This window comes from Psychrobacter sp. R86515, assembly GCF_042466315.1.
GTDB lineage: Bacteria > Pseudomonadota > Gammaproteobacteria > Pseudomonadales > Moraxellaceae > Psychrobacter.
Genome location: NZ_JAXHCC010000001.1, coordinates 1,843,194 through 1,856,780 on the forward strand (window position 1 = coordinate 1,843,194; position 13,587 = coordinate 1,856,780).

The window sequence follows — 13,587 nt, forward strand, 5'->3', positions numbered from 1 at the left end:
TTGAAAACACAAATATTAATAGTTTACATGAACCGTTACCGTATCAGAGTAGCTATCTGGGGTGAAGTCGGCGCTAGGCACAATAACGTATATGTTTTTTGTTTTAACTTCGCCAGTACCAACATCTACGGCCCAATTTCCTTTTCCATCGCCCCAAGGTATGCGTCCACTTTCACTATCCCGCTGCAGTTGATAGGGTACTTGGTCGGGATTGTTACCGGTGCCACTCATGAAGCTCATCCCATCATTATTTCTGGCAGCGTTGAAAAGAGTCAAGCCGATTGTATAGGGAGCAGCATTTGTACAGGTCACACCGATACTACTACTACCCTCGATATTAAGCTTGTTTGCTGGGACATTTCCCAAGTTGACATTGGCGGGAGGGGTAGTAATTTTACACTCATTAACAACATTGGCTTCAACAGTAAATGAGAATGGACTAGTTCCTTCAGTTTCTGATAAGCATCGGCTTGTGTCACTACTAGAAACAACGGTTACGTATGTCAATGCTGCATTACTACCCGTAAAAGCGGCAGTGTATTCATCTGCTTTGGCAGCATTATTGTTATATAGCAGAGATACTCCAACAACGGTTGTTTTAATGGTTGGTGTAGTAGTACCTGGCGCTACGCTGAAGAAATCAATAAACTCCGTACCACCCACGATGCGATTGCCCCAAGTAGCATTACTCATATCATTAAGTGTCATGTCAAAATTTAAATTTGAACCATCACGCCCAGTCAGATGACGTGGACTGATTTGAGAAGTATTATTGTTACCGCCATCAACACCAATACAGACGGATGCCCACTGGGTGACATCAGACGTATTAGTGCAACTGTAAGTCAGTGTTTGCTCGATGCTTGCATTGTTGGCATTGCCAAGAGTAATCGTACCAAGATTGGGTGAGACAAAGCTGTCTACTTGGCAAGTAAGTGCTTGCGCATTTGATGGGAGCCACAACAGCGCAACTGGCAGCAATAACAAACCGTAACGCCATTGAAGTAATTTCATCATGGTTGTACCTTTTGACAAATGAGGGGGCCAATGAGTGGAATCTCATCACCCTGCTTGGAATAATCAAAGCTAACCGTGCAAACATCACCCGAGGGGGTAGTTACCTCAAGCACATTGCGTTTATCAAGCGTGTCGAGATATACCTCACCATCAAAGCCAATGATGGTCGATGGCACTTCCTTGTTGCTAAGCTGACGTACTTGACTGCCAAGCGGGAGCGGTTGTTCATTACTATCTGTTAGGATAACTGACGCCGAACGTACTGGCGTGATATCAAAACCGACAAGAATACCAGCAAGCTCGGTCGGTGTGGCATTTATGTCTATTTTGTCAATACGCAGGTCTGCTGGCAGTTGCATAGGGTCAATGCCAATCTTATTTTCTTGATAGGCATTCAATGGTGTTACCAATAATAGACCTTTACTATTGGTCGTGCCGATGGGACTGTTCTGTAAAGAGACAGGTATATCGGCGATACCATTTGTAGAAACTACGGCAAAGCCATTGTTTATCTGTTCGAGCAGCAAACAAGCCACCGCCCATCGCAACTACGGCGCCTGTAGCACTTGCATAGCTTGCGTAGTCACCATTGTTGCTACTGATACCCGCTCGTGCTTGACCGTAGCGTCCAAGGTAATTCAGCTCGGCAAGACCGCTAGTGTCATCCTCTCTATCCGTACTACCTTCTAGGCTATGACGTGCTTGAGCCCGCCACCCAATACCACCTGCATTCGGAGCAGATCGCGAAACATCAGATGAGAAAACGGTGCTATTATCGGTGTGCTGTACACTGTTGCTCAGCGAAATATTGCGATCCAGTGATAAGGATGCGCTAAGAGAGGCGCTGTTATTAGCAGAATCATTAATATCATGATTGTAGTTGGCGCTTAAGCTTAATCTGCGACCAAAGGATTTAGACCAGTAGGCGCTAGCAAATTGTGTGGTCTCATGCTCAGCCTGCGCTACCTGATTATAACTCACACCAAAACGGCCTAAAGACTTTGTACTATAACCAGTTGAGACTTGCTCACTTCGACGAGCAGAAGCAGAGCCGTATTGTGTGCCTACATCGCGGTAATCGTCAATAGTACCCATGGCATTGATACCAATATTCAAGCGACTGTTATTCCATGAGTAGTTTGTACTGTATTGTATGCCATCTTGACCTTGGCTCTTGCTGCCCGCTAATGAGGCGAATAATATACCGCCTGATCTACCAAGCAGCCACGTGCCACCAACACCCGCATTACTCAGGCCATTGGTGACTTCAGCATGAGCTTCTACAGTAAAGCGGTCATTCATGCCATAACGCCACGTTCCATTAGCAGCAATATTGCTACCATAATCAAAAGAATCAATGCCATAGTTTTCTCGCACTGCGCCAAGCTCTATGGACCAGTCAGACAGGCCGGACTGTAGTAACCGATGCGCATCATATAAAGAAAAATTAAGCGTCGTGCTTTGCCCTAACACGTCGGTCACCACCAGCTGGGCGGTGCCTGCCCCACTAAAGCTTGGCGCTGTATTAAGCTCGAATGGTCCAGCGGGTACATCACCACTGTATTGTTTGAGACCATTGACATAAAGCTCTACCGCTGAGGGTAGGGTGGCTGTGCCAAGAAATGAAGGCAATGGTGTGGTTGATCTATAGGGTTGAAGGGAGAAATTGGTGCCAATTTGTAGACCACCCAAGCGCGTAGGTCGTGTCCATGACAACGCACTCGTGAGAATATCGCCTGCACGAACCTTAATTAGCTTATCTGGAAATGACTGACTCCAGCTAGTATCCAGACGTACGCTACGACTATCCCAGTCATTGCTATCAGTATAACTATTCGCGTTAGTCAAAGCAGTAGAGCTGAGTACACCAAACGTGTTAAACGCGCGCAGTTCAGTATAAACGCTTAAATTTCTCGCGCTATTTTGAGTTTGGGTGCCGTAAACATTATAGTTGAGCAATATACCAGAAGATGATGTGGGCTGAGGGCGCTTGTTGGTACGCGTGTTACGGACAGTGGTGTCTAAATTGAGCATACTTAGAGGCGCGATAAGTCGCAAGGATTGCTGCCGAGCATCATAATCAATATTGAGATCAAGTAAGCTATTTAGGAGTATGGCGTCGGTGGTCGTATCGGCAGGTACTATAAAGCCAAGCTGTTGTAGAATGGTCTTACTAGCCCAGAGTTGATCATCACGATAATAGAAATGAGTCAAGCCTGCACTAGTACCATTTAGAGTAACGTCTAGATATAGATCTAACCCAAATTCATCGTCGCCAGAGTTGTAGCTGTCTAAGTTGAGTTGGGTAAGTTCGTTTTCGTCAATGCTTATAGTAACAGCATTTAGGTCTACGGCGTGACTGGCTGATACTGCCACGCACTGTAGAAAAACTGCTTTAGCGAATGGATGTGTCCATCGTGACGTTTGGTGTCGTCTGAGTGCCATTCATCATAACCTTGAATTTACCGCCTGCCGCCAGGGCAGAGGGCGGTATTTTCAGTGTCCAGTTCATAGTTGCATCGGGTAAGACATACCCTAGCAGCCCCGGATTGATCACCGTACTATTACCAGCTGTATCTATAAAGCTCAGCCTAGCCAGTTGGGCATGACCATTGCCACTGTTGCTGACGCGGAGTTTTATCGCTTTGCCATCTGGTTGCAGATGTGTACTCCACTGCAACTGTGGACTGGTTTCAGTAACCCCTATCGGCTGTACAAAGACGGGGAGTGAATAGCTTAGCGCAAATTGCAAGCCTGTCGTTTGGTTGGCAGACTTGATTGGCAGTTCATTAACCAAAATACGATAAGCGGCCTCCACAGCATCTGTACCTTGCGGTGGTGCTTTCGCACGAATGATTCGAATGAGTTGTTTTTCACCCGGTTTCAGCTCAAGCATCGGTGGACTGGCCAATAGTCCTCGAGAGGGAGTAAGCTGATCGCCTTGTTCATCCTGTAACCATTGATACACGCGTACTTGCGCATGTACTATATTGTTACCGGAATTACTAAGGGTCAGACCATTGGCAGTCTCGCGAGCTTGTAGGCTCAACGAGATGGGAGAGACCTGTAATCCACTCGCCATCACTTCTAGTGAACCGAGTAGCAGTGAGCCTAATATCAGGACATGTTTTGTCAAATTCATTACAAGACGTAATGGAAAATTTTTCATAGCGTTTAATAAAGTACTGACACGTTAACTGTATCAGAGTAAGTGCCTACTTGGACATCAGTGGGGCCGTCTACAGAGGCATAGACAGGATGAGATTTCACTACAGTTGCGCCTTCTCCGGTGCTGCTTACTCCATTTCCAGCAAGTTCTAGGGTACTCGTATTGCCCCAAGGAGTAGAGCTTTCGTCTGAATAAAGACTATAAGCAATTGTATCTGATCCTGGACCAGCCATAGTGCCAGTACCATCAGTACTGTTTGTACTCGTTGGTGTCAAGTTGATCACATAAGGCGCACCTTCAGAACACATGACAGATAGCGCAGTCGTAGAGGTCTGGTTATCATTGGCTACAGCATTGCCTGCTACTTCCCCAAAATTAATATTCTGAGTTTCACTAGTTTCTAATGTACAAGCTGATATAACGGTCATGCCCACTTGAAATGAACCAGTTTTGCTGCCTGCAGCATTTGCACTAGAGATAGCTGCGAAGCCACCAACAGTGAGAAACGCAGCGGTAAGTAATTGTTTGTTAAATGTCATGGTATTCTCCAGAAAATATAAGCGTTTTTAGTATTTCGATAAGTTAGGGGTGATACCAAATAGATATATAGCTTATATTTCATAAAGTATTGAGAGTTATAGATATTCATAATTTACTAAAATTAGGTTCTTATAGGAAATTACTCAACAATAGCCAATAAAAATATAAACCGTTTATCTCTAAATATATACCACCTGTCATTTTTTGTAATCGCATTGTAATACAGTTCTCATAATAATGCACGTTAAATGTTTGATTAACATTATGATTTATCAGATTTTACCAATATGCAATTAATTTCACCTTCATACTGACGTTACTTAATTTTATCTAAACTCATCCTTTAGAATTGTAGTAATTACAAACAAAATTTCGATATTACATCCTAGTACCTGCATATAGATTTTAGTTGTATCTAAATGAGTGCTAGTTGGCTAGATATTCTTAACAGTTGAAAACGATAAATATTAGTAGCAGTCAATAAAGAGTTTTACACAATGCATAGTGCGATTGGTTTAGAACAAATCTTCAAGAAAAGATAACAATGTTTTATCAAAGCAGTTAAGGTATATAGCTGACCTAGAAAAATAACTATTTGTTTAGCACTTTTTATAACTGCTACTAGGGCCAATAGTTGGAGTGTATGGGGAGCGATAAGAACATAAGATGTAGTAACTGTAGAAGACGGAACACTTTATTAACTTACAAAATAGATAATTGTGAAAAACTTGAGTTAATAGAACATAGTCTGTCGGTCAGCATATTAATCATATTTTTTAGATGTTAAATATCAAGGGTATTAGCTGTCATACTCCTCTTAGTCGCTCTGCAACTTATAAAATAATTAATGGAAATTCAGATCGTAGCGAGCCAGTGTTCCCCAAGAAAGTACAGTTTACGAAGGTCAGGGTAGTGTGGAGTGAATTAGAAGATAGGTTTAGTATTGAGATCGAAATAAGGTAGGCTGAGCAAAAAAGATAGCCATATTACTTAAAAGTAATACGGCTATCTTTTTTATAAGGTTTAATTATTCTATATATGATATCGACTGAATTTAACTAGTCGTATTAGCTAGCTAAAGAAAGCTTAATTTTATATTTTGAGTGTAAATTAGTCACTCTTATTTATCTATATTTCAGATACAACAAAGCCCCTGATATCAGGGGCTTTAGCTGTTCTATAAGATAGTATAGGACTATGTAATGGTACCCGGAGCCGGACTTGAACCGGCACGCTATTGCTAGCGAGGGATTTTAAATCCCTTGTGTCTACCAATTTCACCACCCGGGCAAAACTTGTTTTATCTAAAATGTAAACTAGCTGATAGACCATCTAGTTACTAGATAAGTGGTCGCTATTATAATCGGTTGTGATAATAATGCAAGCCAAAATTAACGTAAAGTTAATAAATAATTGGAGGCTGGAGTCGGAATCGAACCGGCGTTAACGGAGTTGCAGTCCGCTGCATGACCACTCTGCCATCCAGCCAATCAAGGTCGCCTATATTAGCAAAAATATAGTAAATTACAAGTCCTTTTTTAATTAAAAACAGCTTATTTATTATCTTATCTATATTTAGCCCCAGTTTCAGGACATTTATGCTATTAATAGGCTTTTTCAAGCAATCAGTAACCCAGTGTTTAATGATGATGGTTTAAAATATAATACGCTAAACAATATCTCTATTGTCACGTTTAGCACTTTTCACATCTCGATAAGTGGCTGTGCAAATTAATACGAGTACACCAAGAGTAATGGCAGGCCAAATTAAGATATATAAGCCGTAGATAAAAACGTTGTCCATGATATCTCCTTATAATATTGCTAAGTAAGTAGCGATTAGCTAAATACTACTGGCCAATCGGCACTCGGATAAAGCGACTTTGGTTTAAGATTTAAGTGACGATGGGATTTCCGACTTTTTATCGTAATTGCCCACACGCTGCTTAATTAAGTCGAAGTCGAAGTGTTCGTCTCCCATCAGGCTGATAATCACACAGACGACGGTACTAGCGCCATAAGCGGTTAGAGAGGCTAGTAGGACCATATATTGACGCAAGAAGCCAGTAGCGAAGATAAGCATCAACACAAGTGTAATAGCTGCGGCGACCATGCCAACCTTACGACCTAGGAACCCAAAGACCATTAGACCAATAACGACTGCTGCACCTACACTAGCCAGTATTTCAAAGAATAGAGCGGTGACACCAGTGATTGGGAGTAATTCGAAACGGGCAACGCAAAATAAGAGTAGTCCGACGATCACTGCTGAGGTAAAGGCAGTATTGGTGACGCGATTCCAAAACACACTGGCGATAACAGGGAAGACAATAGCACCCCATAGTGCACCAACAAACACTAGCATGACGAGAATATCGAGCTTAAAGCTCGCAAAAATTAGTCCAGCTGCCGTCGCAACAATCATCGTGCCACGACCAATCAACATCATCGTTTTAGGTTTTACATGGCCTTTTTTGGCGATGTTTTTACCGTAGACATCCGCCATCATAATGGTTGATAGCGCTGATAAATCTGAGTCAGCGGTTGAAGACAATGACCCAATCACTAAAATAAAGAATAAGGCGATAAAGACGGGATGCAGATAAGTACTGACCATTTGAGGAATGAGGTTATTCATATTGCCATCGAGTGGCTCGACGCCAATCGTCACAGCCATTAGTCCAATCATACCAAGACCAATAACGATACCAGCATAGCCGACTGTAGCAGTGATAAACGTCGCTTTAATCTTGGTTTTATCAATCGCGAATAATCGCTGAGTGATGGTTTGATTACCGATAGCATATGCTAATACAGCGACGAAGTAGGGCGCACCTTGTTGAAAGAATGCCTCAGAGGAGAAGAAGTTCTGCTGCTCTAATGTCAGGTTTGATAGTCCACTAACCATAACTTCAGGGCCACCCATGGCAAATAACACGGCGGGAATAATAACAATACCAATGGCCATTAAAGCGACCAATTGGGCAAAATCCGTAAAGACAGATGCTCGAAACCCTGATGTTAATGTGTAACTTAGTACACCGATACCTGCGATCATTACCCCTGTTTGGAACGATAATGGCGACAGGACTGACACCAATGCTCCAGCAGCGGTAAAGTTGACCATCAAGCTAATTAAACTGCCCATAATATTAGATATGGCTAAGATTAATTGGCTTGATGAACCGTGGCGGGCATGAATAAGTTCACCTAGTGTATGACCGTCTGGCGCCAATTCACGAAAGCGCATACCGAAAGGGTAGATGAACAAAATCATCAATGCACCCCAAAAGCCATAATGTATCGGCCCTGATACGCCGTATTTATAGCCAGAGGTAGCCGCAGCATAAAATGAGGCGGCCCAAATCCAAGTGGCGGTCATGCTGGCTGCACCCATACCAAAGCCAACACCGTGACCTGCGACCATAAACCCAGAAGTTGTCTCTTTATCTTTTTTGATTAATAAGGACAGTAAATAGGTGCCACCATAAAATGCTAATAATAATAAAATAATCGTTAATGAAGAAAATTGGAACAATGACTCAGTTTTCAAACTCAGACCTCGCAATTGTTAGTTGATGAATAAAGTTCAGTAAAAACGAAAGATACCAAACCATTAGGAATACAGCATAGCCTACATAGCCCTCATACCGAACGTATGTGGCTAATATGAATAGCGAAAATACCAACTGTAGTGGTAAGCAAATGCTAAGTGACACACCCAAACCTTAATGAGACAAACAGTGTCAAATCAAAAAGACAGGGACTACTTTCAATAGGCGTCAGTTAATGGGTAAACCATCACGCTATTAATAGGCATACACAAAGGTAGATACGTGCTAAAGAAAACTCATCTGATGAGTGTCTATAGCGGAATTACGAATAAGCAATAAGCCATGATGGCATGACCCGAACTCGATTTAGACAGCCTTATCAGCTGTAATAAGCAATAGGTAGGAAGTCTCTACTCGTCTATTGCGATTGATGTATTACTAAGCGGCATTAATAAATAAAACTACATATTTGTTAAGTACCTGTAACATATTTGCGCGATAAGAGTAACCTATTACGTCACTAACCTCAAACATTATCTGATATTTACCAGACAATGACCGAAGATGACATATAAGTGTTTAATTAAAGAAATTTAATAGGATGTTTAATAAGGTATTGAAAAATAGTGGTTTATTATGAGCAGCATCGAGTGATATATCACTATGAGCTAAATTATAAGTATGAGTAAGTAACTGAAGCTTTCATTAAAAAAATAGATAATGAGCGATAGACGGGTGCTCTCAATGAACAAGTAGAAGTGAATTTTTATATATTATCTTGTTTGGTGTAGTAAGTGACTCGATTATCACGTAAAAATCCAGCCAATCCAAGGCCATAACGCTCAGCCACGCGCACTGCTGTACTGGTGGGTGCTGACATGCCAACTAGCCACGGGATTTGACTTCGAATAGATTTTTGAACCAGCTCAATAGAGAGACGCGAAGTCATGAGCACACAGCTAACGTCTGCTTTTTGTCGTAATTGCCAACCGATGAGTTTATCAAGTGCATTATGGCGGCCTACATCCTCAAATAAGTACAGCTGCTGATTATGTATCGTCGATGCGGCGTGTACCGCACCTGTCAGCTGATGTGTATGCTGCGCGGCATCTACTTGTTGACGCAGTGCCAATAGGGAGTCAAGACTTGGTGCGGCCGTTTGAATGTCATTTATACCTTTTTGTCGGTTATGTTCGTGGTGTAAATGGTCTGGTGAGTAAGCGCTTAGATCAGGCAAAGCTTGGGTTAGTCCAGTAATACCGCACATACCGCAGCCTGTACGCCCTGCTAGCTGACGTTTTTGTGCTTGGATACGTTGATGGCAGCGCTGGCTTAATATTAACTCCACGACATAGATATCGTAATCTTGAAATTGTTCTAAGCTTTGCTCAATCGATACTGAATCAAGATCTTCGTCACTCGAATCTTGAGCAAACTGCTGGTAGCTAGCGATATCTGCAAGGTGAGTCACTTCCCAGTCGAGTAACTCGTGACTGTATTGAATTAAGCCTTCGCTAAATAAAAAACCAACAGCCAAATACTCTAGCTGATGTGGACTGGCCATCAACACAGCATAATGAATCCCATTAATAATGATAGAGATCGCAGCTTCGACTGCTAAGCTGGTGCTCTGAGGTTCAATTTGAAGGTGAGAGTCATGATTAGGATTATTGTTAATTGACGAGTAATGATGCTTTTGTGCTAAGTGACTACGAGCAAGTGGTGTCTCTGACAACCTATCATCGTTAGACAGCTCAGGTGTAACTATCTTAGTGCTAGTTGAATTATCTATCATAGTAGGGTCAATAAAAGCATCACTTTGCTCAGCGTTATCTTCAATAGTTATCACGATTTATTATGGCCTAAAGTAGGAGCGCGCTTATGATCATTTAAAGGGAGAGCCAATAAAAATGTCATTATTGGCTCTCTGCAGTATGATTTACGCAGGCATAGCTATCGATGTATTTGCTTCTACGCGCTCTAAAAAGACAGTGGTCGATTTGTACGCTGGGATATGAGAGTCTGGCGCATGTGTCTCTAAATCAAAGAGGTCATTGCATTCAGGATAGTAAGCGGCAACAGCGTTAGAGGCAATATCCATCTCGCTCAATACCAATGGGCCTAATATGCGTGGCTGTTCTAGACTATCTTTAGCACGCTGGCGAGTGACCATAACACGGTCACCTTTTTGCCAACCTAAACGGCTTATTTCATCGGGATGCATGAATAGCACATCACGGCGATCCGTTTGACGATAGCGGTCTTTAAACCCAAAAATCATAGTGTTGAACTGGTCATGGCTGCGGACACTGGTCAATTGCCAAACCTTTTGCGCTGTATTTTCAATATCATCGATATCGTTTGCGGCTGCCATTTGTGCAGCGACAAAAGTAATCGGATATTGTGGCACTTCAAACTGAGCTTTGCCGCTCTCGGTATTCCATACACGATGACGCGCCGCATGATACAAATGAAAGCCACGCTCAGAGCTACGTATACGCTGATTAAAGTCTTCAAATCCATTAATCGCTTGAGCGATATAGTCTCGAATAATATCGAAATCCTCACTCATCGCCAGCCAAGGAATAGACGAGTCGGCGCCGAGTACATGAGTTGCGATATCCGCTACGATTTGCGCTTCAGATTTTAAAGTATCGCTAACAGGTTTGAGCTTGCCTTGAGTAGGTACGATCTGACACATAGAGTCTTCGATAGTGGCAAATTGCTCACCCTTTGTTGTGACAATACGCTCGGTACGGCCTAAGCAAGGTAGGATCAAATTGTTTGCACCGGGGTATAGCATGGTCTCATTGAGCTTAGTACCGACAAATATATTAAGCTGAGTAGTGGTTAAGGCTTGCTCAATCGCGCTGGTATCAGGGGCGGCCACTGCATAGTTACCACCCATGCCCATAAAGACTTTTAATTTACCTGCGATAAGAGCCTTGGCACCTGTGACGACATCGTAGCCATGCTCTTGCGGCATAGGGTGCTCAAACACGTGCTCTAAACTGTCTAGTAAGCTTTTGCTAGGGCGTTCATGGATACCCATGGTGCGATCGCCCTGTACGTTGGAGTGCCCACGCACTGGAGATGCACCAGCACCGTCGATACCAATCATGCCCATCAGCAGGAGCAAGTTGGTAATCATCGCGACATTGTCATCACCTTGCACATGCTGAGTAATGCCCATGCCCCAAGTGCAAATCGTTGCTGGACTATCGGCCACGAGTTCAGCGAGATTGATAATATCTGTCTGAGAAATACCGCAGCCAAGCGTGATGTCTGCCCATGATTGCTCTGTTAGCCACTGTTTGAGAGGTTCAAAGCCTGAAGTATGAGTGGTAATAAAGTCATGATTGATTTTATCGTTTTCGATTAACCACTTGGCAATGCCCGTCAATAGCGCTGCATCACCGCCGATTTGAATTTGAATAACGTCATCGACCATATCAGCACTTTGACCGGCTGCCATGTGAGTTGGTTTTTGCGGATTTCTAAACTTACTCAGGCCTTGCTCACGCATCGGGTTGATTGAGATGATTTGACAGCCTTGCTCATGCGCATGAGCGAGCATCTCTAGCATACGTGGATGGTTAGTCGCTGGATTTTGCCCAAACATCAATATCAGCTTGGCTTGCTCAAAATCTTCTAGCATGACCGTCGCTTTACCAATACCTAGTTGTCTGCTTAACATTACTGAGGTTGGCTCGTGACACATATTTGAGCAATCAGGCAAATTATTGGTACCAAAGCAGCGTACGAACAATTGAAATAAGAAGGCAGGCTCATTAGTCACACGGCCTGACGTATAAAATAATGCCTCATCAGGTGAATCTAGCTGTCCTAACTGCTCAGCGATTAAGCTGTAAGCTGCTTCCCAAGGGATAGGAACATAGCGATCTTGCGCCGCATCGTAACACATCGGCTCTGATAAACGACCACTGTGCTCAAGCTCGTAACCAGTCCAGCTCTGTAGCTCAGTGACGGTATGTCTTGCGAAAAACTCGGCATTTGCTTTGTGGGTCATGGTCTCACTGGCAATGACTTTAATGCCGTTCTCACAAACATCGATAGCTTTGTGTGACTTATGGTCAGGCCAAGCACAGCCTGGGCAGTCAAATCCGCCTTGCGGCTGATTGCTTTTAAATACACTTATACCGCCGCGCAAAAATGTCTTATAGTCCATTAGCTTTTGGGTAGATGAGATCAGCGCAGGCCAACCAGCAGCAGGATGGGAGTAAATAGGAATTTTGCGCATGACAGACCTCATATAGTAAGTGACAACAGCGAAGCTTTGATAGACGACAACTATATAATGGTCAGTGAAAAGTTCATATGATCATTAACTATAGATAACAAAAAACCTCCAAGAAAAATCAATTCTCTTGAAGGTTTTTGAGGTTGTCGGAAATGGTTATATCCGACAGGTACAAATTTATAAGTCGTAAGTCATGGACAGCATTAGCTCAAAAACTTAGCTTAAAATCAGGCTGTCATCTTCAACTTTTTCGCCACGTGTTTGCTCAAACATATCGAGTAGATCATGTACGGTCATGCCTTTGCGAATGTCACCAGCCACATCCAACACGACTTGACCCTGATGCAGCATAACGGTGCGTGTACCATGTGCCAATGCTTGTTGCATAGAGTGGGTGACCATCATTGTGGTTAGCTTATTGTCAGTGACAATCTTATCGGTCAATTCTAAGACGAATGCCGCAGTCTTAGGATCGAGAGCTGCAGTATGCTCATCAAGCAACAAGATTTTAGAGGGCTGCAATGATGCCATTAGCAAACTTACCGCTTGACGTTGACCACCAGAGAGCAAGCCCATACGATCGGTTAGACGATTTTCTAAACCTAATTTTAAAACGGATAGTTTTTCTCGAAACAAATCGCGGTTGTTTTGATTCAGTGCAAATTTTAGACCGCGATTACCACCACGTTTGTAGGCCAAAGCCATATTTTCTTCGATCGTTAGCGCTTCACAAGTGCCCGCCATCGGATCCTGAAAGACACGAGCAACCCAATGCGCGCGTTGATGGGCAGATTTTTTGGTCACATCAATACCATTTAGCAAGATTGAGCCACTATCGACGCGTGTCGTACCGCTTACTGCATTCAAAAAAGTAGATTTACCTGCGCCATTGGTACCGATGACAGTGACAAACTCACCGTCAGCAATGTTTAAGCTGATACCGCGTAGGGCAGGGTTTTCGATAGGCGTGCCTGGGTTAAAGGTCAACCGTAAATCAGTGGCTTGCATCATAATCGTTATTCCTTATTGTCTCTTCAAGCGTCGCA

At 43.1% G+C, this 13,587-nt stretch carries 11 protein-coding genes and 2 tRNA genes; 1 reads left to right on the forward strand and 12 read right to left on the reverse strand.

Going from position 1 to position 13,587, the window contains the following annotated elements:
- Positions 1–15: 15 nt before the first annotated feature.
- Genes SJY28_RS07800 through SJY28_RS07820 form a run of 5 tightly spaced genes read right to left on the reverse strand, consistent with a single transcriptional unit; the run spans position 16 to position 4,725 of the window.
- On the reverse strand, positions 16–1,017 hold the full coding sequence (locus tag SJY28_RS07800) for a spore coat protein U domain-containing protein (protein ID WP_379544013.1): 1,002 nt from the start codon (positions 1,015–1,017) through the stop codon (positions 16–18).
- Entirely contained in the window at positions 1,014–1,553 is a 540-nt protein-coding gene (locus tag SJY28_RS07805) for a FimD/PapC C-terminal domain-containing protein (protein WP_379544014.1), read from the reverse strand. The genes SJY28_RS07800 and SJY28_RS07805 overlap by 4 nt, the downstream gene beginning before the upstream one ends.
- On the reverse strand, positions 1,441–3,462 hold the full coding sequence (locus SJY28_RS07810; RefSeq protein WP_379544015.1) for a fimbria/pilus outer membrane usher protein: 2,022 nt from the start codon (positions 3,460–3,462) through the stop codon (positions 1,441–1,443). The genes SJY28_RS07805 and SJY28_RS07810 overlap by 113 nt, the downstream gene beginning before the upstream one ends.
- A complete protein-coding gene (locus SJY28_RS07815) occupies positions 3,413–4,159 on the reverse strand; it encodes a molecular chaperone (RefSeq protein ID WP_379544016.1) in 747 nt (248 codons plus the stop codon). The genes SJY28_RS07810 and SJY28_RS07815 overlap by 50 nt, the downstream gene beginning before the upstream one ends.
- 32 nt (positions 4,160–4,191) lie before the next feature.
- Positions 4,192–4,725, reverse strand: coding sequence for a spore coat U domain-containing protein (locus SJY28_RS07820; protein ID WP_379544017.1), 534 nt, complete (start codon positions 4,723–4,725; stop codon positions 4,192–4,194).
- Positions 4,726–5,506: 781 nt separating this feature from the next.
- On the opposite strand from SJY28_RS07820, the gene SJY28_RS07825 reads away from it, so the two are divergent.
- The gene (locus SJY28_RS07825) at positions 5,507–5,689 is read left to right on the forward strand and encodes an AlpA family phage regulatory protein (RefSeq protein ID WP_379544018.1); all 183 of its coding nucleotides are present in this window, start codon (positions 5,507–5,509) and stop codon (positions 5,687–5,689) included.
- Positions 5,690–5,929: 240 nt separating this feature from the next.
- Here SJY28_RS07825 and SJY28_RS07830 read toward each other — a convergent pair.
- The 7 genes from SJY28_RS07830 to SJY28_RS07860 form a co-directional block, all read right to left on the reverse strand.
- Positions 5,930–6,016, reverse strand: a tRNA-Leu gene (locus SJY28_RS07830).
- A gap of 124 nt (positions 6,017–6,140) precedes the next feature.
- Positions 6,141–6,214, reverse strand: a tRNA-Cys gene (locus SJY28_RS07835).
- A gap of 181 nt (positions 6,215–6,395) precedes the next feature.
- Positions 6,396–6,530, reverse strand: a complete 135-nt coding sequence (locus SJY28_RS07840; protein ID WP_211181310.1) for a putative transporter small subunit — start codon at positions 6,528–6,530, stop codon at positions 6,396–6,398.
- An 84-nt stretch (positions 6,531–6,614) separates the two neighbouring features.
- Positions 6,615–8,264, reverse strand: coding sequence for a sodium:solute symporter family protein (locus SJY28_RS07845; protein ID WP_379544956.1), 1,650 nt, complete (start codon positions 8,262–8,264; stop codon positions 6,615–6,617).
- Positions 8,265–9,046: 782 nt separating this feature from the next.
- Positions 9,047–10,129 carry a formate dehydrogenase accessory sulfurtransferase FdhD gene (locus tag SJY28_RS07850; protein ID WP_379544019.1) on the reverse strand — a complete coding sequence of 361 codons (1,083 nt, stop codon included), beginning with the start codon at positions 10,127–10,129 and terminating at the stop codon, positions 9,047–9,049.
- A 90-nt stretch (positions 10,130–10,219) separates the two neighbouring features.
- The gene (locus SJY28_RS07855) at positions 10,220–12,541 is read right to left on the reverse strand and encodes an FdhF/YdeP family oxidoreductase (protein WP_379544020.1); all 2,322 of its coding nucleotides are present in this window, start codon (positions 12,539–12,541) and stop codon (positions 10,220–10,222) included.
- Between the two features lie 216 nt (positions 12,542–12,757).
- Positions 12,758–13,552 (reverse strand): ABC transporter ATP-binding protein, encoded by a 795-nt coding sequence (locus SJY28_RS07860; protein ID WP_057759272.1) that lies wholly within the window; start codon positions 13,550–13,552, stop codon positions 12,758–12,760.
- Between the last annotated feature and the right edge of the window lie 35 nt (positions 13,553–13,587).